Here is a 20,069-nt window from a genome sequence, read left to right as displayed (position 1 = left end):
CCACTATAATAAAGTCATCTATTTGCAAGTAAACTTTTAGACTCTTTACATTTTTATAAAGACAGTACCATCCTGTATATTTTTCATTGCTCTATTTTAAAATCCAATGTCATACTCAAATTTAGGCTTCCACTTTGCTCTACTTAGGGTCTCCGCAAGTCTATACATTATTTTAAAAAATCTGCTCTTTGCTGTGGATTTTTCCCTGTTCGCATAATAATCGTTTCTTTTAGTGGATGATTGCTTTCAATTAGAAACTCATTACGCTTATACAATCGTTGTAAAAGAGGGTCTTCAGGTAGTCTAGCAAACTTCCCATTAGCTTCACCTCTATTACAATCCTGACAGCTTAGAACTAGATTCCAAACACAATTTAAGTCTAAATCATGTGTACTGTTGAACTGTGTTGATAGCGGTACGAAATGGTCTATGTCACAAGTATTCAATTGGTTACTTTCAATTGAAATCGGTTTATAGCAATAGAAGCATTTTCCCTTTTGATATCCGTTTAATGGCTTTCTAGCAGAAGTTAGATTTATTCTTTCATGAGACAACATGAACTGCTGTGGTGTCATAGGCTTTATAAAGAAAAACTGCTCAAGGTCTGTATCAAACTGAACTTCTAGTTTTGGATTTCGTTCAGTCCATGCGTTTTCAACTAAGTTCCATCTACCTTCAATTTCACTTAATATATTTTCTTTTTGGGAGCTTCCATTCAACATAAATATACTATCAGTCAACGTAATCCCTAACGACTTTCCTTGTATGGACTTCTCATAAAATTTTTTATCAAGCTCACCATTAGGAATGTTATGAAAGGCATCTATCACATTGTTAAACCCTACTTTTTCGGTAACTTCAAGTAACTGTTCCCACGTAATTTGGTTTTGATGAAACAAATTCAAGGCACTAATAAACTTAGATGACTGACTTGTCATTTGTCGTTTCCCGTTCCTAATATGCTCTAACATGTACTTTGCAAATATAGGGGATATTTCTTCTAAGCTCACAAAACTTTTATTACTCTCACCTAATTCAAGTAATGTTTTAGCAAACGCAAATTTATAAGTTGCAACATTTCTACCAAATAAGTATATCGAGCGAAAATTCGATTCCAAAGTACTATCATTGTCTAAGTAATTATTCATCTAAACACTCCATTGAAAATAGGTTACTTATCCTCTACATCAATTAAATAAATCGCCTTTTCAAATCCTCCACGTTTAGCCTTCTTCTGTCCTCTAACCGCTTCCAGTTCATCATAACTTACACCTAATGCATTAATAGCTGTATGTACTAATTCTAAAATATCTGCTAATTCTTCAATACTTTCTTGTACATTATCTGTTCCATGAAACTCTTTAGCTTCTTCGATCATTTTTACTTTTACTTCTACTAGAAGCTCCTGTGGTTCTAAAATTCTTGCATTATATTTTAATCCATCCGCTTCAATAATCTCTAAAATCTTATCTCGTACTAATTTATTATATACAGGCATCGTCATTCTCCTTTATCGTGGTATTTATTCACTTTAATTGTACTAAATCATAAACTAATTTATAGCTCTTTTCCAAAAGCATAAGTCTTCTTATATAATTTTATTGCTTATCTTTTTCTTTCTTTTTAGATTCAATAACTTTTTTCGATGAATTATTCAATTCTTGATTATTTATTAGCTTACTAACAGAATATGATACAAAAAAGGCAATCACAGTCAAGTTATATATGTGACCCAAAATAAACTCAAAAAAAGGTATAAAATCTATCACATCTTTCCCAGTTTTAAATTCAGTAAAGGAAAAAAAAGGTTTGATACCTTTATATGTAACTAATAAAATTTCTTCTAAGCCCCAGTTTGAACTACTATTTAACTGGTAAATATCTTCTTTTTGAAAAAAAATAAATTCTCCATTAGCATTTAGGTACTGATCATTGTTAACTCCATAAAAAAGACCAAACCTAAATCCTATATAGAAGAAATTTAATAATAGTATTAATATAATGAAATTAAATACTTGAAAAATATAATTATTTTTAAAAGAATCAACTACACTTTTCATTATCAAAAATGAAAATAAAACTGGAATTGCTATACCTATAAATAAACTTTCGACAGATGTAACTGTCTTAATATCGGAATCCAAAATTGCAATCGTAAATGAAAATAAGATACCTATTTTAATAAAATACATACCTATTTTTTCAAACCCACTAAAGCTTGAATTATGTAAAAACCACATTATCCCAGATAATATAACGATAACAGCTATCCCCATTGTTAAGAGAAAAAGTTTACTTTCACTATTTATTTTTGATGGGCTATCATATATCGTCACTAAACACATAGCTAATGTAAACAACCATATATACCATTTACCAATAGTATTTAAATATAAAGTTTTTTCTAATTCCAACTCCCAATTATCAATCAAATGATAAGAAAATATATCTTTCTCATCAACACTATATCTATTTATTTTTACTTTTATTCTTTTACACACAATGATAACTGTATTAAAAAAAATCCCAAATAAAATTATTAGTATCAAAAATGCACCAAATTCTAACATTACAAACACCTCCTCTTTAAAATGATAAATAAATATTTATATATTAGTATAAAATTTCTTTTTGTCTTCCTTGTTGTATGTTTACCTATTGAATTGCTTCCTATCATATCACCAGCTTTAGAAATAATACGATAAGCTTGTGTTGTTGTAATATGACCACTACCCTTACGACTAGCAAATAGGTATACCGCTTCTTTAGGTAATGTTTCTATGTAATCAACAATATCAGCCATTAAGCTATATAAATAAACCTTTCTTTCCTTCTTTGTCTTGCCTTTACGAATTTTAAAACTAGATTTGCCTTTCACTTGCTAACTTCTAAAGCAATCACCACAACGTAATCCTGTTGAAATCCCTAACTTAAATAATAGTTGGCAACTCTATCAACATACAAAAGAGCATGTACGAAATATGACCCTTTCTCAGTGAACGAATCAGCTTCCCTCTTATAGGCGTTCAGCCCCACGGGAACTTATGCGACTTACATGACCCACAACTTAAGACCTTTATTTAATCTTATTCCAAAACTAATATCAAATTAAAAAATGAGATAAACACTTAGTTTATCCCCACTCTTATTCTATTACTTCCTCAAGGCTTGAGCTTACTCTAATATACACTCATAGGTACTGACTAAATTGTTTAGTTGGCTTCATATGACTCTCACAAACCATTCTGTTATCCTTCTGCATTTTTATGTGAATTACAAACATTTTTATTTTTGTAATGTATATGAGGTTTCACATAAATTGTACTTTGATTCAAATAACTCCAGAAAATCAGAAACCATCTTACAATACTCTTGTTCAATTTTTGCTTTTTTTCTAAAGTCATCAAATAGAGCTTCTCTTAAAACTGGATTTGTAGCACTTTGAATCTGCATAGTAAATCCACTTAAATTTTCTAAATATCGAGTTCTATCTTCAAACAATTCTGCCCTATTCAAATCTAATTTTGAACGGGTTAGAATAGCCTTCTCTGTTTTTTCAATGAGCATTGGACCTGCAAAATAAAAGTGTTCATTTGGGTCATCAATATAAGGGTCTATTAGTAAATTGTCAACATCATAAAAATCTCTCTTGTTATTATTACAAACTGTACATGCTAAGGTTAAATTATCCCATTGAAAACACTTTTCAGGAACTTCACTTTTAGGAACTATATGTTCAATATCACCAAACGAGATATGTAATATTTTTGATTCACAATATGCACACTTACCATGCGTTTCCTCAATTAGAGTTTTTTTAACTTCCTTATGAGAATACTTACTCCCAACCGTTTTAGATACATTTTCATCTCCTTCCTTATATGCTAAATATAATTCTGTCCATTCATTAGCATTTTGAATTAAAATAGCTGGCTTATTTAGTTTTTTTAAACCAATCATTAATTCTACACCTCAAATTTTTTAAGCATTTCAGGCAAGTATTCCTCTAAACCCTTATTGCTTAAATACAGCTTTAATTGATTATATGAATCTAAATCTAGTTTTTTTGTACTAAAATTACTTAAAATACTATCCAACTCATTTTCCAACCAAAGAGGCATAGTAACAGGAACTCCCAAAACATTTTTTAGTACATCAAAAGCATCATTGTTTTTATTGAAAAAATCCAACTTTAACGATTCCACTCTATTTTTATCATTATATTTCAACGCATACACATACGATTCCTTAATAGAGTTGACAACAAACGGACTGTGTGTACTAATTATAAATTGAGCTTTCGGAAATGCATTTAAAAGATTAGGTAATATTTCCCTTTGCATAGAGGGATGTAAATGATTTTCGATTTCATCTATAATAATTGTGTATTCTTCATCAGCATTATCATACATAAATACTTGCCAAGCTAAATCTATCAGTGCTCCTAAACCACCCGAAACTGCATCAATTAGGAAATCACCACTATCCGTTTTTAAAACAACTTCACCTGCTTCAATAGTTATTTTATTTAGACCTATATGTTTTGGTAAAATTGATTTTAATATATTTGTAAACCCATAAAATTTTTCTTTTAATTCTTCATTAGGTTCAACTAAAGCATTTCCTTCACCAAATATTGCTAATGAAATTAGCGATTTTTTCATATATTGTACAGGCGATTCATCATTACTATTATATCTATTATTCAAGGTTCTATTTTGAATCGAGCTTAAATATTGACGATATAAACTATTTGTATCATCAACATGTAAAGGAATTTCATCTACTCTTACATACGAATATGGTTGACGATGAGATGAAATGTTCACACCTTTTATTATGCCATCTACATCATAAGGCTTAAATTCTTTTTCTTCATTAAAATATTGAAATCGTGCTTCTATATTATACGAAGCTGAATGTACTTCTTCTGGTACATAAAATTTAAAAATGCCTTTTTCGACTTCCAATTCGCCCATAACTATATTATTAGCTTTAATTGTATCAATCCATTTTTCAGAATTTGATTGCATATCATACAAAACTTTCTTTAATTCTTTATTTTCTCGTGTAAATTCTGTTATTTTATCAAAGTTTATACCAGCTAAGAATATACTTTTATTCTTTTTAAGAAATACACTTGCAACTTCCTCATAACCCCAACCTAGTTGCCGTGCAATTAATCTTAAAACAGAACTCTTGCCAGCACCATTTGCTCCTGTAATAATTGTAACTCGTGGGTGAAAATCAAACTGAATTTTATCAAATTGCTTCCAATCTTCTAAGGTCAATTTTTTTAATACCATTTCATCCATTCCTCCTTAACATTTATTTAGTTCAACTGGCTAACAATCTATTCCCTATTACATACAACTATTTAAAATAAAAACACAATTATAGTAATTTAATCCACGAATTACATCTGTTACCTCAATACCATTATCTTCTTCCACTTCTTGAAATTCAATATTATATTTCACCTTTTGATAAAGTTCTTCTGATTTCATTTTTATGAATCAAAGGATAAATACCGAAGGTAACACTTTTGCATCTGATAAGATTCACCCTATAAATCAGAAGAAAGATACACCTTTAATGCTATTTTCAATTGATTCCTCTGTTATCCCAATATAGCGCAATGTTGTCTTTTGTGATGAGTGATTATAGATTTCCATTAATGTTGCTACATCCTTTGTAGCTTGATAGTATGTGTAGCCAAACGTCTTACGTTGTATGTTTACCTATTGAATTGCTTCCTATCATATCACCAGCTTTAGAAATAATACGGCAAGCTTGTGTTGTTGTAATATGACCACTACCCTTACGACTAGCAAATAGGTATACCGCTTCTTTAGGTAAAGTTTTCTATATATAAAAAGCATACATTCTTAGTAAAGGAAATTTTTTATCAATAAAAAAACCCCTTACTTCAATGTAAGGGCTGAATAAATTTCATGTTTGAAATGCTTGATTCGCATTATATATGTTCTTGTGTTTTATATAAGGCTAATCAAAAATTCCAAAACCCTTATATTTAGATTTTGATAACTTACCTAATCCATGTTTTCAATAATCATCTAAGAAGGCTGTTAAATCTACATCACTCTTATCTTTTTTTATATATGAAGTTACAATCTCTAATGTTTTATCCGTAACATTTGTATCCCCATCCATTGATTCCAATTCTTCCAAATGTTTTTGAGACATGAGTTCTACCATATCATGTTGTCTCTTTCGAAGTTCAATATACTCTTGATATTCACTTTCTAATCGCACTACTACTTTGCCCGCATAACCATCTTTAACTTTGCTTGCTAACATTTTGTCAATTTTCTTTTGACCTTCTCTTTTAACATATTCGCAATTCGTTTCTTTCCATGCTCTATAACCTTCAAATTCTATATATGTTTTCCTATCAAAAATTTGCATAAAAATTTTTTTATCATTCCTTATATCATTGTCTGTGACTGTTTCTCGCATCTTATCAAGGTAATTTTCAACTTTATATTTTTCGACTGTTTCTTCAAGTTTAGTAGAAGATTTGTCTTTATCCATCACTGCATAAGAATTTGTTTCTTGTCTGATTTCACCTTGCTCATTTTGGTAATACTCACCTTTTACAATACGTAAAAATCTTTTTTCATAGTCTTTAAATGCGGTTTCTAAAGTTGATTTAGCAATACCTAATACTTTAACCCATTCGGATTTAGGTACATCGTATTTGATTCTCTTCCTCCACTCTATAAAAGCTATTACCATTAAAGCTCTACCATCATTGTTTGCAAGATTATAAAGTTTACCAGATAATTTTGTAAATCCTTTAAATATACGTTTTTTTCCTTCCTCATATATTTCAACAATAAATTCAGGAGACAATAACTCCTGTACTTGCATTACTGTGAAAAAGGCTTTTTTAATATCCCCATCACAGTCTATTTTTATATACTCCTTTTTTTCTAAACTTCTAAGGTTTGTAATAACTTCTGCTTTATCACGTTGTTTATTCTTGGTCTGTAATCCCAAGTTTTGGATTAACATATCAATAGAAGTTATTGTTTGATTCCATTGCCCTATCTGTTTCATAAATTGTAGATGGACATAAAGTAAAAATTCATCCGTAGTCAAATGATACTTTGTCCCCCAAGCAAATGCTACATTTGGTAGTACGATATTAGATTGTTCATTCATTTTCATCTTGCCTATTTCCTTTCTTTTGCTTAACCAATTTCATAATTAATTTGTTTATAGCTATCTAAAGCTTTACTTAATTCTGGTGTCCTCAAAAACATCCAATATTTTTGTAACGATGTTTCATGATACGCACATAATAAAAATTTAAATCCTTTTCTTTTCAAATACATCATAACCGTTCTGTTATAACAAAAGAAAAAATCTTTCACAGTCAATTGTTCAACCTCCCTTCTTCTGACTTTTGATAGGAAAATTATTACCGTTTTTAACTATAGAATGGCTGTCAACACAATCAACAAACCAATTCATATATCATATTATATCATAAAAGTCAAGTTTTTTCAAATTCCATGCTACTATCTTATTGATTTTTGCAAAAAAATGTAGTAATGATAATTATCATTTAATTCTGGTGTAATAGTGCGAAGCCCTACGTTGCGAAGCAACGAAATAGATTGCGTAAGCAATTAGATAGTATAGAGCGAAGCGACCAATATTCTCTTTATCTATTTATTATATTTATTTCTATTATGTCTATACTGCCCGTTTACAGTATACATTTCATACCAAAATCAAAACTTTTATTTGTTTTTTTGTATGTTTCATGTACATCTTTTAGGTAAAATGTCCTTAATTTATGTATGGAAATAATACATATTTCGATACTATAGAAATGCAAAAATATATTTTATGATAAAAACTCAATTTTATCCATTAGATAGACAGCTAGCACACAGCTTATAAACTAAAAGAAGCGTCAAATACACGAAATTGTATTTTGACGCTTTTAAATTGCTAACTACGTGTAGGAGCGGATGTGCTACCATGTCTATGACTATAAACATCAACCTATTTGGTCTTTAATACCCCCGTACTACTCACACGTAGAAATCATCTCTATTATCATTATTTTATTCCAAATTGCACGTGACGTATTTTCCATACATTTGCGTGGCTGATAGACTCTTTTTCACTGTTCATGATAATAAAACAAATAAAAAACAGGGATTTCTCTCCCTGCTCTCTTCATCTTTATGGTTCTTGTTTATCATCAACATACTCCCACTGATATTCAAATGACTTTGCATTAGCTTGAATGATTTTTTGTTGCAACATCTCAACTGTGTCCAACATGTCGGAGTCAATATCCTCGTTAGCAAATTCTAGTGTAGACAAATCTAGTAATATCTGTGCTGATTCTCTTTTATCATCATCGAATACAATTTCCGTAACAAAGCTATTACCTTCTTCGTCTTTTTCTCGTATTTTTATCATGTTCATTACTTCATCATAATCTAATACTTTATAGGTTTTATCTTTTTGACCCTCTTCATTAACTTGTATAATGCTGTCTTCACTAATATAGTACTGTGTTGCAGATTCTTCATCTATCCAATGACCATAAAGAGATGTTTTTACATTGGATAAATCTCTACCACTACAAGCACTAAGAATAAAAATCAGCGACATTATTACTAAGATTAATTTGTTCACTCTACTTCATCCTTTGACAAATATTTTAACGTGACATTTCTTTCTGAATATATATTCTGTCTGCCTCTTCTTCACTTATTCCATATTTCTCACTTGCTAATTTAGATACCTGTGCATCATGTATTTCAGGATTATAATTTTCCCCATTATTAGTTAATGCACTGTATGACTGCACCATAAATTCATAAATCTCATCATCACTAGCTTTATAAATTGTGTTCAATTCTGTTGTAGCTGAATCAAGTAAATTCACAGCCACTACAAAATGCCTTGATGATTCAAGTACCGTTTCAACATTTTTTTCTAATGAACCTTTTTCATATAAATTTGCACCTAATTCTAACTCCTTAAATACCTCTATCATTCGTGAATGATAGTTTAATAATTCATCGGGTACACCCATCTCTTTAATAAATTTGTAATTATCTCTAACTTCTTTAGCTACACCAGTTATCCTCGATACAAATTCTTTATCTTCTATTATTAGAGGATTATCAGCCATTTTCTGACTCAACGCTTCCATAGCTTTTAATTCTATATATATGTTTTCTTTAAATCTTTGCATATCGCTGAGATATTCCTCAATATTAGCTGTACTATCGCTTTCCGCAATCATCTTGGTTGTAGATAACGCAACTTCATCTTTTTTATTTACTTCTTCTGTGGTTTCATCCAATTTATCAGAACACCCTGTTAATGTCGCACCTAGTAATAATAGAACTCCTACTTTTTTTAACATTATTCCCCTCCTATAATTTGCATTATTGAAAACCCTATGACCCGCTTCAATTAAGATAAACACTCATATAGCTGTATATGTACCATCAATCTTCTTTCTCGCCATCTTTTTTCTTAGGCTTGGTTACACCCACAACTTGATTCGATTGGGCAAACTCTAGTGCCTGTAAAATACCAAGTATATAACGCTTTCCTTCTTCATCTAACCTTTTAAAGCTGGACTCTAGTTGCTTGTATTGGTCTTCGTTTCCCATGAAACCCCTCCTTATTCACACCTTATGAGAGTATTATATAATTACATAGAGAGTAATTCAACTGCATTTTATTTATATTTACTTTCAATGTGAGTGGATATATGATATTTTGAATACTAACGAGGTGATATCTATTGTCTACTACTATCAATCAACGTGTTAAACAAGTACGAACTGAACTGAATTTATCGCAAGCCAAATTTGCTAAAGCTATTTCAATATCCAATAGTCATATAGCAGGCATTGAATTAGAGCATCGAAAGGTAAATGACCGCATCATCAGATTGATTTGTATCACTTTCAATGTGAATGAAAATTGGCTAAATACTGGTGAAGGTGAGATGTTTAAAAGCCCTGCTGATACTAAATTTGAAATGGCTATGACAATTTTCAAAGAGTTAAATCCTGATTATCAAGAGTTTGTGTTAAAACAAATTAACGAGCTATTGCAAATCCAAAATAATTGGAAAAATAAACAAACTAAGGAATAGGGCTATCAATAGTAGCCCTATTTTTCATCTCGTTTAGACACATATACAAGTAGTTCTAGAAGCGGGGCAAATATAAGCTTTTCGCTATCGCTTTAAACTAACTCTGAGAAGAAGTATATGTTATAAAAAATCACGTAAATTCTTTGCTACTGTATCAACATCTAACCCCAAATATCTCGTAGTTGTCGATAAGTCAGAATGCGCTAAAGCATGAGATACTAAGTTTATATCCGCCCCACGTTTCACCAAATTATGAGCATACAACCTTCTAATAGAATGAGGATTAATGTTCTTTAAATTCCACTTTTTACTGTATACCCATAAATTTTTTGCAATTAAATTGGACGGTGAAACTGTATTCGAAATTGGTACACCTATGTTTGAAAGAAAAATATAATCATTCTTTTCTCTATGTTCTTTCCTAATATCATCATTTATTGAAATTAGCTCTCTTAATAAAGTACACATTTCATCATCTAAAGGAAGAATCAATGGTCTATGCGATTTCATTATCTCTCCCTGTAACTTCAAAAGCATATTTTCAAAATCAATATTCTGTTCTCTTAAAGCTCCCAATGTTTTAATTCGAATACCTGTTTTGTATAAAAGTAAAATCGCTATGCTATCACGTAATCCCGAATACGTTGATTTATCCAAAAGTGATAACAAGAGTGCCAGTTCACTTTCCGTAGTAGCTTCCTTAACGCTTGTATTTACTTTTATTTTGATGTTTGTCCAAAACTTTGAGTTATACCAACCATTATCGTGACACTTGCTTAAAACGGCTTTAATTTGCTTTAAACGACCATGTAGAGATGTGTCCTTTGCATTTTTGAAACTTGATAAATATTGATAAATTTTTTCATTGTTTATTTCATGGAGATATTCAACTTTAGTAACTTCAACAAATCGCTTAAAATTATAGTTGTAACTATCAATTGTCCTTGGTCTTAATCCGTTTAGTCGCCATTGTTGATTTAAAATTTGTATGGCGTGTTTAATGGTTATATTTCTGTTGTCCAATTCATCAAACGTATCCATTTTAACTATTGAGTTATTGATTTTTGTCACCATTTCTTTCTTTGGTTCTTTTTCAGTTTTGATAGTCAATAAGCTTAAATCAATGTTTGTGTTAACTTTATTGAATGATTTTGACAAATAAAAAACCCCCTAACATTTTTTGTTAGAAGGTAAAAGTTACATCGGAAAAATAGATGATTTTTTTATTGAGTTCTATTCGTAGTTATTTTCGCTACGCTTCTTAGATTCGAAATTAAACTAAATCTTCACCGAAGAATAAGCCAATTTCACGCTCTGCAGAAGCAAGAGAGTCTGAACCGTGGATGATGTTGTGAGAAACAGTTGTTGCGTAGTCACCACGGATTGTACCTGGGTTAGATTCTTCAGGTTTAGTTGCACCCATCATTGTACGAGCAAGCTTGATTACGTTCTCGCCTTCCCATACCATAGCGAATACAGGACCAGAAGTGATGAAATCAACTAATTCACCAAAGAATGGACGCTCAGCATGCTCAGCATAGTGCTTTTCTGCTAATTCTTTAGGAATTACCATTAATTTAGCACCTTTCATTACAAAACCGCGACGTTCGAAACGGTCAACGATGTCTCCAATTACTTGACGTTCAACGCCGTCAGGCTTAACCATTAAAAAAGTTTGTTCAATTGCCATGTTTAAAACACTCCTTAAATTCGTCTAACAGGTTTTACACCTACCGATAAATATTAACAAAAAATGAGCCTTTATACAACAAAAAGCTAGAATTTGCGCTTACCCATGAACAATGCTACATCACGCAATTTTTTCTTTACGGGATGTTTTGGTAAAGCATCAATTTCCTGTAAGGCCTTTTTCAAATATTTATCACTCATACGATTAGCTTGCTCAATTGCATGAGATTTACGCACATATTGCAACATATTTTGACGTTCCGGTTCTGTTAATGTGCCTGCAAATACTTTGACTAAGTATGGCTGCATCTCTGGCTCATCTTTCAGCAATAGAATCGGTAATGTAATATTGCCCTGCAATAAATCACTACCTGCAGGCTTCCCTAGCTCCTTATCTGTTGCCATGATATCTAACACATCATCGATAATTTGGAAGCTCATGCCTACAAAGTAGCCGAAGCGTTTTAAATGTCGCACTGTTTTAGCATCAACACCTGCCGCTACAGCACCTAGCTCACAGCTTGAGGAAATAAGTAATGCTGTTTTGCGTTTGATTCTTCTAAAATAATCTTTCAAGCCTTGATCTAATCTAAATTTATCTTCAATTTGAATGACTTCACCGTTACAAATCTCTACCATGGTACGGGCTAAAATTTGATGAACAAGCGGGTCTTCCAGCTTTGTAATATATTCTAGTGCACGTGCAAAAATAAAATCGCCCGTGTACATTGCTACTCTGTTATTCCATTGTGATTTGACAGTCGGGCGTCCTCTTCGCATATTGGAATCATCAATGACATCATCATGCACAAGTGATGCCATATGAATGAGTTCTAATGGCACTGCTACATCCTTCATCTTCTCAATGTCATAATCGCCAAATTTTGCACCTAGTAACACAAAAATTGGTCGTATCCGTTTGCCACCAGCTTGTAATAAATGGAGAGAAGCATCGTTGATCAAATATGAAGACGAGTCCACCGCTTTTTCTAACTCTCGTTCAATGATATCGATATCTGATTTCAAATCGGAATAGAGTAGTTTTAACTTCATCTTTTCCACGTGTGAAAACCTTCCCCCATTAACGTACCTTTTTAAAGCCCATATGCATTGCCGCAGCCCCGCCACTGTATGCTTTGTACGTTACTTTTTCTAATCCTGCCTGCTCAAACAATGCCGCTAACTTCTTCATACCTGGGAAATCATTCGCAGATTCCTGAAGCCAAGAATATTCCTTATAGCTTTTCGCAAATATTTTACCAAATATCGGCATTATATATTTAAAATAAAAACGGAACAGTTGACGATAACCAGGAATTTCAGATTGAGATGTTTCTAAACATACCACCATACCACCTGGTTTTACGACACGATGCATTTCCTTCAAGACTTGTAAATAATCAGGTACATTGCGAAGACCAAAGCCAATCGTCACATAATCAAACGTATCATCTGGAAAAGGTAACTCCATCGCGTTTCCATGAATTAGTTCTATTTGCGGGTATGACTGCACCTTTTGTTCGCCAACTTTCAGCATGTTTTGACTAAAGTCGAGACCTTTAACTTCTCCACTTTCACCTACTGCTTCTGCCAAAGCGATTGTCCAGTCTGCCGTGCCACAGCATACATCCAGCGCTTTTGTTCCAGGTTTTACAGCCATATGCTTCATCGTATCGTTACGCCAGCCAACATGCATCTGGAAACTAATTACACCATTCATTTTGTCGTAGTTGTCCGAAATACTCTCAAATACTTCGTGAACGTGTTCTTCTTTCGTTTTAGCCATTTTGAAAAACCTCTCTTATCCGTTAGTAGAAGCAATGGATGCCTCTACGTGTGCATGTAAAGCTTGTTTGATATCACTTTGTAAAAAAGTTGAATGATTGATGATCTGTGATAGCTCTGTTTTTAAATGCACAATTTTTTCCTGGATGACGCTATTAAAGGTTGCGCCATTTTGTCTGACACTTGCTTCAAGTGCCTTACCCATTAAAGACATTTGCCCACGCTGATAAGCCGCCCATTCTCTTTCTAAACGCAAGATTAATAAGCTTTTTTCTATAAGCGGTATATAGTCACTGAAAGAATAAAGACCGAAAAATTGAGCAATTAATCCCGCTTCAATATTACACAACGACGCATACCATTGCTCGATTGTTCGTTGCTCTGCTTCATACACTTTAATCTGGTGTTCACAACGAGCCACTATACCTTGTGACAAATTTCGGATCAATGCGACATTTCCTGACATCGCTAATATTTCATAATAACGACCACTATAAAAATCTCCAGCTAAAACGGTAAGCTGCTGTTCTTTTGATGTTGCATCTATTTCTTTTATATGATCGTGAGCCGCTAATGCTGCATATACAATGCCAACAGTAATTGCAGCCTCTTGTTGCTCTTGTTGCCACTCTTCACCATTCAAAAAAGGGATTAGCAAATAAAACAATTGATTTTCATCTATCACAGGAACTCCTGTGTATTTTTGCAAAGTTCTATGACGAACATCCATGAAAATCTCTGTTTTTAACTGTGCAATTGAATTTTGAATGTATGTTGCATTCATAGACCTTACTCCATTTCACTTTCAGATACGCTAGTCCTATCTAAGACTTAACGCTTGCTTACTGAGTCATTATAGCATATGCAACGATGTGGAATAAAAAAAATTTGCTTTCTTCATAGGACAGGCAGTAAAGCATTCCCATTATTTGATGCGGGAATACTAACTGCCCAGAAACCTCATACTCAGTTTTTCACAATGATTGTTTTTCTATGTGCCTGTCATACTTAAAACAGGGCAAAACCTATCGAAAGAACTCTTTATTATTTTTTTGCTTCGCTATTGATCACACCATGTGCTGTATGAATTTGTGCTTTACCACGTATTTTCATGGCAGATGTGTGTTCTGTAAATTGAGCAATCATTACTTCGCCGGCATCTAGCTTTTCTGAATGATGGAATTTTGTATCTGTTCCACGAGTTAAACCAATGACATGGACACCATCTTCTTCTGCTTGAATAACAATATAATCTTGTGACATCTTTGTACACTCCTTAAATCCGACAAATTCTTAGTACATCATAACATAATTAGACATGCAATTTAAGACATTTGAATAAATGACAGTACTTCTCTTCGTTTCACTTCATCTTCTTCGTAAATACCACGAGCAACAGATGTTACCGTTTTGGAACCCGGTTTTTTTAGTCCTCGCATTGTCATGCACATATGCTCAGCCTCAATGACCACATAAACGCCTTTTGGTGCAAGCATCTCCATAATTGTTTCCGCTACTGAAGAGGTAATACGCTCTTGCAATTGCGGTCTGCGGGCAATCGTTTCCACTGCTCGTCCAAGTTTACTAAGGCCAGCTACAACGCCGTCATTTGGTATGTATGCGACATGTGCTTTGCCATAGAAAGGTACTAGATGATGCTCACACATCGAATAAAAAGGAATATCTTTGACAAGCACTAATTCTTCATGATCCTCATGAAACACCGTTTTAAAATAATCTTTTGCATCCTCATGCAAGCCGCTAAACATCTCAGCATACATTTTTGCTACACGTTTTGGTGTATCCAATAAACCTTCGCGGTTTACATCTTCACCTACTGCTTCTAATATCATTTTTACTGCTTCTTCTATTTTCAATAAATCTATATTCGACATCCGAAAAACCCTCCTGCGTATCAAAACATTACACATTTCCCTATGCATCGTAGCACATCCAAAAGGGAAGCGCAAAATGACTTACCTGATTCATTAGAAATTCATTTCTAGCTCAGCAAATTCCCGTATTAATGTTATGTAAAATGAATTTTAACGTTAAAAAGAGCAGCCTTCATGTTCGTTAACATGAAGACTGCTCTATGTAACTACTAGACGTGTATTATTTTACCGCGTCTTTAAGCGCTTTACCTGGTTTGAAAGCAGGCACCTTGCTAGCAGCGATTTCGATTTCTTTACCAGTTTGTGGGTTACGACCTTTACGAGCCGCACGTTCACGTACTTCAAAGTTACCAAAACCAATTAATTGTACTTTGTCACCCTTTGCAAGAGCATCTTGAATTGTATCAAATACAGCTTCAACTGCTTTAGAAGCGTCTTTTTTAGAAAGACCTGCAGCTTCAGCAACAGAGTTTACTAATTCTGTTTTATTCACACCATTCACCTCCTCTCAAAGGGTCATGAACCAATTCTGTAAAAAGAGTAACACATAGAAAACCGCTACGCAACTGTATTCATACATGATTATAACCAAAAAATCAGTTTTTCACCCAAAAAACAAAAATAAAAGGACTTTTCGCATAAAAACGAAAAGCCCTTCACCTATTTTTCGTACTTTTTTTTGATTTTTATCACTATAAAATAAATGTCACTAAACCTCGATCACCTTCGTTGACCATACGTTCAATCGTTTGACGCATACGTTTTTTAGCAGTAGATGGAACTGCATCCATTTTATAGCGTATTCCTTCTTTTAATACTTCGTGTAGTGGCGTTCCAAAAAGCTGTGTATTCCATAATGCATCACGATCATGTAAATAAGCATGATTTAAATCTTTTAGCAGTTGCTGACTATGGAATTCCGAACCGATTAACGGTGCAAACTCAGATTCCATATCTACACGGATAATATGGTAAGATGGCGCCTTTGCTTTCATTCGTACACCAAAGAAATTATTTTGCTTAATGAGCTCTGGTGCTGTTGGCTCAAATTCTTGCATCATCGGCAATGTCACACCATAACCTGACGTATCAGCATCATGAATCGCACTTTTGAAGCGTTTTTGGGCTTCTTTTGCCTCTGCCGCCTCTTTAATAAAGAGCAGCCAATCCTTTTTCGTTTCAATCGGCTCTTCTAGCCATTCATTACAAACCGATTTGTACAATTCGCCCTGTAGGGATACACGAATTACCGCCGTTCCCACACCAGCATCTACATGAACGACTTCACTTTGATCGATAAAATCAATGGCTTTAAAGGCATCTGACGCCTGTTGCACATCCCGAATTTTCATTACAGAAGAGAGTACTTCCTCCATGGAATCAATCAAGGCAACATTTAATGGGTGTGTAGCATCTAAAACGTCCAGCCAATCTGGTTTTTCCACCTCAATTGTACGGATAGGAAACTCAAATAACGCCTCTTGTAAAATATATTGAATATCCGTTTCCCTCATTTGGTCAATCGCCATGGCAATAACAGGCACATTGTAACGTTCAAACAATTCATTGCGAAGCTGAACCGTTTCCTCTCTCGCTGGCATTTGGCAATTCAGAAGGATGACAAAAGGCTTGCCGATTTCTTTTAACTGTTCAACAATTTCCTCTTCTGCCTTCTCTGCGGCACGGCGACTGATTCCGTTAACGGTACCATCAGTCGTAACAACAATACCGATATTCGCATGGTCACGAATCACCTTATCTGTGCCAATTTTAGCGGCTTCCTGAAATGGAATTGGCTCTGTATGCCAAGGCGTATGAACATATTTAGGACCGTTTTCATCTTCATAGCCCTTTGTCCCATCAATAATATAACCAACACAATCTGCTAAACGAATTTGGAATGGCATCTCATCTTCGCCGACCACAATACGGGTTGCTTGAGCAGGCACAAACTTCGGCTCAGCAGTCATAATGACAGGCCCCGGAGAACTTTGTGGCAACTCATCTTGTGCTCGCATTCTTTCTGTTTCATCCACAATATTTGGTAACACGACTGATTCCATTACCTTTTTTACAAATGTTGATTTACCTACACGTACTGGACCGACAACACCAATATAAACATCGCCATTTGTGCGCTCTGCAATTTCTCTAAATACTGCTTCACTCAAGGTTTCTGCCTCCTTTATCTACGCTTTTTCACTATATGCAAGCTTGTAGACAAATATGAAAAAGCCCCTCACAAATGTAAGGAGCTTTGTTTCTTATTCTTCTTTTTTCTCAGCGGCTTCTGCCTCTTGTTTTTGTCGTTCTTTCGCCTTTTGGACATCTACACTATACGTTTCCATATCATAAATTGGCTCACCATTATCATCCACTGTATAGGGAACAGAATAAGCAGGCACTACAGGATATTTGTCGACAAGTAACTGACGAATATCATCACCAGGTTTGACATCAGGCTTGTCTTCTTTTAAAAGTTGTCCTAAATCCACAGAATAATCCACATGCAATTCACCGTCACCTGTCATAAAGAGCGGTAATTCGACGCCAGAATAAGGACTTTTCACTGTCACATCTGTTTTATAGCCCAAATCTTTATAATTAATTTGATAAACATTATCGGACATTGAACCTTTGATTGGCAAATACTGTGTAGATAGTTTACGAATACCTATTTCACGTATACGCTCAGCCGCATTTAAATCTACTAATTTGACCGTCGCTTGATCTTCAGGATCCCAAATAATATATTGATATATACCGCCTTTTTCATAGGCATTACCAGGAATTGTCGTCAAATACTTCGGCATAAGCTTTTCAAAGTCGATTAAGTATTTGATATAAATGTCTGTATCAAGTTCACTATTTTTAATTGGTACTAGCCCACCAGTTGCTTCGCGGTATTCATTCACGGCACGTTGAACTGCAGCTAACTGGTCGACATCAGGCGTGACCTTTGCCCTTTTTTCGTCTTCTGGGTACGCACACCCTACTAACAGTATGGCAGTTGCAAATACCAACAGAAAAGCACTTAGTTTTTTCATGTTACTGAACACCTCATTAATTTTTTATGCTGGCCATGTGGCAACTATTAGTACCATTAAAAATGTGCCAAGTCCAAACAGTATGTATGCACATAAATTTACGATTGTTCGTAAAAATACATTTGAAATCTTATTCCGAGCTAAATAAATTAAGCCGACTGATATTATCATAAAGCCTATACAATAAAACGACACCCACATTACATCCAGTGCAGGCATATGAGCTAACGGGCCCATTTCAAATAACCACCTTTCGTTCAATGTCAAGAAACAATCAAAGTATATTATACTATGTGCCTTCGCTAAAAAGAAATAGTTGTCCCATAACTATCAAGAAATGGACAACTCTTTTACAGTGCTTGCACTATTCAACTAATAGCACACAATAAGGCGTCTCAACAGATTCGTTGAGACACCTTATTTATGTCCGTTTTATGACAGATTTAATCAAAAAATTAATATTAATGCTTCATATCATCTATTTCTCGTTTTTTCATACGCATCATTAATGCGTCAACCGCCACTTTCGGTTCAACATCATTAAATAGAACACTATAAAGCTCTGTGGAAATCGGCATAGCCACACCATACTTTTCTGCTAATTGATAGGCTGCCTTTGTGGTACGTACACCTTCTACAACCATGCCCATTTGATCTAACACTTCTTGTAGCTTCATCCCTTGCCCTAGCATATTCCCAGCTCGCCAGTTTCGGGAGTGAACGCTTGTACAGGTTACAATTAAATCTCCCATGCCTGTAAGCCCTGAGAAGGTAAATGGATTACCGCCCATTTTTACACCTAAACGTGTAATCTCCGCAAGTCCTCGTGTAATAAGTGCTGCTTTCGCGTTATCACCATAATTCAAGCCATCTGTAATACCTGCAGCTAATGCAATGACATTTTTCAGTGCCCCACCAATTTCTACACCGATCACATCATCGTTTGTGTAAACACGGAAAAATTGATTCATAAATAAATCCTGAACTTTTTCAGCAGCGTCTATGTTAGCACAAGCAGCAGTAACCGTTGTCGGGTGGTGCAGCACAACTTCCTCGGCATGACTTGGTCCGGAAAGAACGACAATTTCTTCCACATTTTCAGCTGGCAAACTTTCCGCTAAAATTTCAGAAATTCGTTTTAATGAATCTGGCTCAATCCCTTTAGAAACATGGACAAATAACACTTTTCTAGCTAGTTTAGCCGTTAATTTCTCACAAACTTCTCGAATAGCTTTCGTAGGAACAGCCACAACAATAGTCTCTGCATGCGTAGCTGCCATTGCTATATCACTCGTCGCATGTAAATTTGCAGGCAGAACGGTCTCTGGTAAATATTTTTTATTCGTATGCAGATGGTTGATTTCTTCTGCCTGATTAGCTCTATGTGTCCATACAAGCGTATCATGTCCATTTTCCGCTAGTACCATCGCCAGTGCAGTACCCCATGAGCCTGCCCCTAACACACAAACTTTTTCCATAAAAAAT

The 20,069-nt window shown here is 34.1% G+C and carries 25 protein-coding genes; 1 reads left to right on the top strand and 24 read right to left on the bottom strand.

Features of this window, described 5'->3' with window-relative positions:
- Window positions 1-167: 167 nt before the first annotated feature.
- The 12 genes from MHI22_RS00240 to MHI22_RS00185 all read right to left on the bottom strand — a co-directional run bounded on the left by MHI22_RS00240 (window position 168) and on the right by MHI22_RS00185 (window position 9,677).
- Window positions 168-1,148: an HNH endonuclease domain-containing protein gene (locus tag MHI22_RS00240; protein ID WP_340810778.1), complete on the bottom strand. Its 981-nt coding sequence runs from the start codon at window positions 1,146-1,148 to the stop codon at window positions 168-170.
- A gap of 23 nt (window positions 1,149-1,171) precedes the next feature.
- Window positions 1,172-1,498, bottom strand: coding sequence for a nucleoside triphosphate pyrophosphohydrolase (locus MHI22_RS00235; RefSeq protein WP_312129793.1), 327 nt, complete (start codon window positions 1,496-1,498; stop codon window positions 1,172-1,174).
- Between the two features lie 100 nt (window positions 1,499-1,598).
- The gene (locus MHI22_RS00230; protein WP_340810777.1) at window positions 1,599-2,570 is read right to left on the bottom strand and encodes a hypothetical protein; all 972 of its coding nucleotides are present in this window, start codon (window positions 2,568-2,570) and stop codon (window positions 1,599-1,601) included.
- Window positions 2,570-2,878, bottom strand: coding sequence for a hypothetical protein (locus MHI22_RS00225; protein WP_340810775.1), 309 nt, complete (start codon window positions 2,876-2,878; stop codon window positions 2,570-2,572). Before MHI22_RS00225 ends, MHI22_RS00230 begins: the two co-directional genes overlap by 1 nt.
- Before the next feature lie 407 nt (window positions 2,879-3,285).
- On the bottom strand, window positions 3,286-3,960 hold the full coding sequence (locus MHI22_RS00220; RefSeq protein ID WP_340810773.1) for an HNH endonuclease: 675 nt from the start codon (window positions 3,958-3,960) through the stop codon (window positions 3,286-3,288).
- Between the two features lie 5 nt (window positions 3,961-3,965).
- Window positions 3,966-5,306 carry an AAA family ATPase gene (locus tag MHI22_RS00215; protein ID WP_340810772.1) on the bottom strand — a complete coding sequence of 447 codons (1,341 nt, stop codon included), beginning with the start codon at window positions 5,304-5,306 and terminating at the stop codon, window positions 3,966-3,968.
- A gap of 57 nt (window positions 5,307-5,363) precedes the next feature.
- Window positions 5,364-5,507, bottom strand: coding sequence for a hypothetical protein (locus MHI22_RS00210; protein ID WP_340810771.1), 144 nt, complete (start codon window positions 5,505-5,507; stop codon window positions 5,364-5,366).
- A gap of 559 nt (window positions 5,508-6,066) precedes the next feature.
- The gene (locus MHI22_RS00205) at window positions 6,067-7,194 is read right to left on the bottom strand and encodes a hypothetical protein (RefSeq protein ID WP_257961425.1); all 1,128 of its coding nucleotides are present in this window, start codon (window positions 7,192-7,194) and stop codon (window positions 6,067-6,069) included.
- Window positions 7,195-7,217: 23 nt separating this feature from the next.
- Entirely contained in the window at window positions 7,218-7,400 is a 183-nt protein-coding gene (locus MHI22_RS00200) for a DUF5659 domain-containing protein (protein WP_340812684.1), read from the bottom strand.
- 823 nt (window positions 7,401-8,223) lie between these two features.
- Window positions 8,224-8,685 (bottom strand): hypothetical protein, encoded by a 462-nt coding sequence (locus MHI22_RS00195; protein WP_340810770.1) that lies wholly within the window; start codon window positions 8,683-8,685, stop codon window positions 8,224-8,226.
- A gap of 25 nt (window positions 8,686-8,710) precedes the next feature.
- On the bottom strand, window positions 8,711-9,424 hold the full coding sequence (locus tag MHI22_RS00190) for a hypothetical protein (protein WP_340810769.1): 714 nt from the start codon (window positions 9,422-9,424) through the stop codon (window positions 8,711-8,713).
- 85 nt (window positions 9,425-9,509) lie between these two features.
- Entirely contained in the window at window positions 9,510-9,677 is a 168-nt protein-coding gene (locus MHI22_RS00185) for a hypothetical protein (protein WP_340810768.1), read from the bottom strand.
- 134 nt (window positions 9,678-9,811) lie between these two features.
- On the opposite strand from MHI22_RS00185, the gene MHI22_RS00180 reads away from it, so the two are divergent.
- Window positions 9,812-10,168 (top strand): helix-turn-helix transcriptional regulator, encoded by a 357-nt coding sequence (locus MHI22_RS00180; protein ID WP_221680602.1) that lies wholly within the window; start codon window positions 9,812-9,814, stop codon window positions 10,166-10,168.
- A gap of 120 nt (window positions 10,169-10,288) precedes the next feature.
- Here the strand turns inward: MHI22_RS00180 and MHI22_RS00175 are convergent, their stop codons facing one another.
- From MHI22_RS00175 to MHI22_RS00120, 12 genes are all read right to left on the bottom strand, one after another.
- Complete coding sequence (locus MHI22_RS00175) at window positions 10,289-11,326, bottom strand: tyrosine-type recombinase/integrase (protein WP_340810767.1); 1,038 nt, start codon at window positions 11,324-11,326, stop codon at window positions 10,289-10,291.
- Between the two features lie 115 nt (window positions 11,327-11,441).
- Window positions 11,442-11,858, bottom strand: coding sequence for a nucleoside-diphosphate kinase (gene ndk, locus MHI22_RS00170; protein ID WP_004232627.1), 417 nt, complete (start codon window positions 11,856-11,858; stop codon window positions 11,442-11,444).
- A gap of 86 nt (window positions 11,859-11,944) precedes the next feature.
- Window positions 11,945-12,919, bottom strand: a complete 975-nt coding sequence (hepT, locus tag MHI22_RS00165) for a heptaprenyl diphosphate synthase component II (protein WP_036126761.1) — start codon at window positions 12,917-12,919, stop codon at window positions 11,945-11,947.
- Between the two features lie 19 nt (window positions 12,920-12,938).
- Complete coding sequence (locus MHI22_RS00160; protein WP_036126763.1) at window positions 12,939-13,643, bottom strand: demethylmenaquinone methyltransferase; 705 nt, start codon at window positions 13,641-13,643, stop codon at window positions 12,939-12,941.
- A gap of 15 nt (window positions 13,644-13,658) precedes the next feature.
- Entirely contained in the window at window positions 13,659-14,426 is a 768-nt protein-coding gene (locus tag MHI22_RS00155) for a heptaprenyl diphosphate synthase component 1 (RefSeq protein WP_036126766.1), read from the bottom strand.
- Window positions 14,427-14,686: 260 nt separating this feature from the next.
- The gene (gene mtrB / locus MHI22_RS00150; protein ID WP_004232621.1) at window positions 14,687-14,905 is read right to left on the bottom strand and encodes a trp RNA-binding attenuation protein MtrB; all 219 of its coding nucleotides are present in this window, start codon (window positions 14,903-14,905) and stop codon (window positions 14,687-14,689) included.
- A gap of 62 nt (window positions 14,906-14,967) precedes the next feature.
- Window positions 14,968-15,537, bottom strand: a complete 570-nt coding sequence (gene folE, locus MHI22_RS00145) for a GTP cyclohydrolase I FolE (RefSeq protein ID WP_036126769.1) — start codon at window positions 15,535-15,537, stop codon at window positions 14,968-14,970.
- Window positions 15,538-15,757: 220 nt separating this feature from the next.
- On the bottom strand, window positions 15,758-16,030 hold the full coding sequence (locus MHI22_RS00140; RefSeq protein WP_004232618.1) for an HU family DNA-binding protein: 273 nt from the start codon (window positions 16,028-16,030) through the stop codon (window positions 15,758-15,760).
- Window positions 16,031-16,229: 199 nt separating this feature from the next.
- On the bottom strand, window positions 16,230-17,708 hold the full coding sequence (spoIVA, locus tag MHI22_RS00135; protein WP_036126772.1) for a stage IV sporulation protein A: 1,479 nt from the start codon (window positions 17,706-17,708) through the stop codon (window positions 16,230-16,232).
- A 93-nt stretch (window positions 17,709-17,801) separates the two neighbouring features.
- Window positions 17,802-18,584: a hypothetical protein gene (locus tag MHI22_RS00130; RefSeq protein ID WP_058844244.1), complete on the bottom strand. Its 783-nt coding sequence runs from the start codon at window positions 18,582-18,584 to the stop codon at window positions 17,802-17,804.
- Between the two features lie 24 nt (window positions 18,585-18,608).
- Window positions 18,609-18,821: a DUF2768 domain-containing protein gene (locus MHI22_RS00125; protein WP_008180416.1), complete on the bottom strand. Its 213-nt coding sequence runs from the start codon at window positions 18,819-18,821 to the stop codon at window positions 18,609-18,611.
- A 224-nt stretch (window positions 18,822-19,045) separates the two neighbouring features.
- Window positions 19,046-20,062 carry an NAD(P)H-dependent glycerol-3-phosphate dehydrogenase gene (locus MHI22_RS00120; RefSeq protein WP_058844243.1) on the bottom strand — a complete coding sequence of 339 codons (1,017 nt, stop codon included), beginning with the start codon at window positions 20,060-20,062 and terminating at the stop codon, window positions 19,046-19,048.
- Window positions 20,063-20,069: the final 7 nt, after the last annotated feature.

The sequence above is a fragment of the Lysinibacillus sp. FSL L8-0312 genome, from assembly GCF_038003285.1.
In the GTDB taxonomy this organism is placed as follows: Bacteria; Bacillota; Bacilli; order Bacillales_A; family Planococcaceae; genus Lysinibacillus; species Lysinibacillus fusiformis_D.
Note: the sequence above shows the minus strand (reverse complement) of the source record. Positions and strands in the feature narration are given on the sequence as shown.

Excerpts from the sequence above, each read along its gene's own strand:
- MHI22_RS00240 (WP_340810778.1), bottom strand. The coding sequence starts at position 1,148 with ATGAATAATTACTTAGACAATGATAGTACTTTGGAATCGAATTTTCGC.
- MHI22_RS00235 (WP_312129793.1), bottom strand. The coding sequence starts at position 1,498 with ATGCCTGTATATAATAAATTAGTACGAGATAAGATTTTAGAGATTATT.
- MHI22_RS00230 (WP_340810777.1), bottom strand. The coding sequence starts at position 2,570 with ATGTTAGAATTTGGTGCATTTTTGATACTAATAATTTTATTTGGGATT.
- MHI22_RS00220 (WP_340810773.1), bottom strand. The coding sequence starts at position 3,960 with ATGATTGGTTTAAAAAAACTAAATAAGCCAGCTATTTTAATTCAAAAT.
- MHI22_RS00215 (WP_340810772.1), bottom strand. The coding sequence starts at position 5,306 with ATGGTATTAAAAAAATTGACCTTAGAAGATTGGAAGCAATTTGATAAA.
- MHI22_RS00210 (WP_340810771.1), bottom strand. The coding sequence starts at position 5,507 with ATGAAATCAGAAGAACTTTATCAAAAGGTGAAATATAATATTGAATTT.
- MHI22_RS00205 (WP_257961425.1), bottom strand. The coding sequence starts at position 7,194 with ATGAAAATGAATGAACAATCTAATATCGTACTACCAAATGTAGCATTT.
- MHI22_RS00190 (WP_340810769.1), bottom strand. The coding sequence starts at position 9,424 with ATGTTAAAAAAAGTAGGAGTTCTATTATTACTAGGTGCGACATTAACA.
- MHI22_RS00185 (WP_340810768.1), bottom strand. The coding sequence starts at position 9,677 with ATGGGAAACGAAGACCAATACAAGCAACTAGAGTCCAGCTTTAAAAGG.
- ndk (WP_004232627.1), bottom strand. The coding sequence starts at position 11,858 with ATGGCAATTGAACAAACTTTTTTAATGGTTAAGCCTGACGGCGTTGAA.
- MHI22_RS00160 (WP_036126763.1), bottom strand. The coding sequence starts at position 13,643 with ATGGCTAAAACGAAAGAAGAACACGTTCACGAAGTATTTGAGAGTATT.
- MHI22_RS00155 (WP_036126766.1), bottom strand. The coding sequence starts at position 14,426 with ATGAATGCAACATACATTCAAAATTCAATTGCACAGTTAAAAACAGAG.
- mtrB (WP_004232621.1), bottom strand. The coding sequence starts at position 14,905 with ATGTCACAAGATTATATTGTTATTCAAGCAGAAGAAGATGGTGTCCAT.
- folE (WP_036126769.1), bottom strand. The coding sequence starts at position 15,537 with ATGTCGAATATAGATTTATTGAAAATAGAAGAAGCAGTAAAAATGATA.
- MHI22_RS00130 (WP_058844244.1), bottom strand. The coding sequence starts at position 18,584 with ATGAAAAAACTAAGTGCTTTTCTGTTGGTATTTGCAACTGCCATACTG.
- MHI22_RS00125 (WP_008180416.1), bottom strand. The coding sequence starts at position 18,821 with ATGGGCCCGTTAGCTCATATGCCTGCACTGGATGTAATGTGGGTGTCG.
- MHI22_RS00120 (WP_058844243.1), bottom strand. The coding sequence starts at position 20,062 with ATGGAAAAAGTTTGTGTGTTAGGGGCAGGCTCATGGGGTACTGCACTG.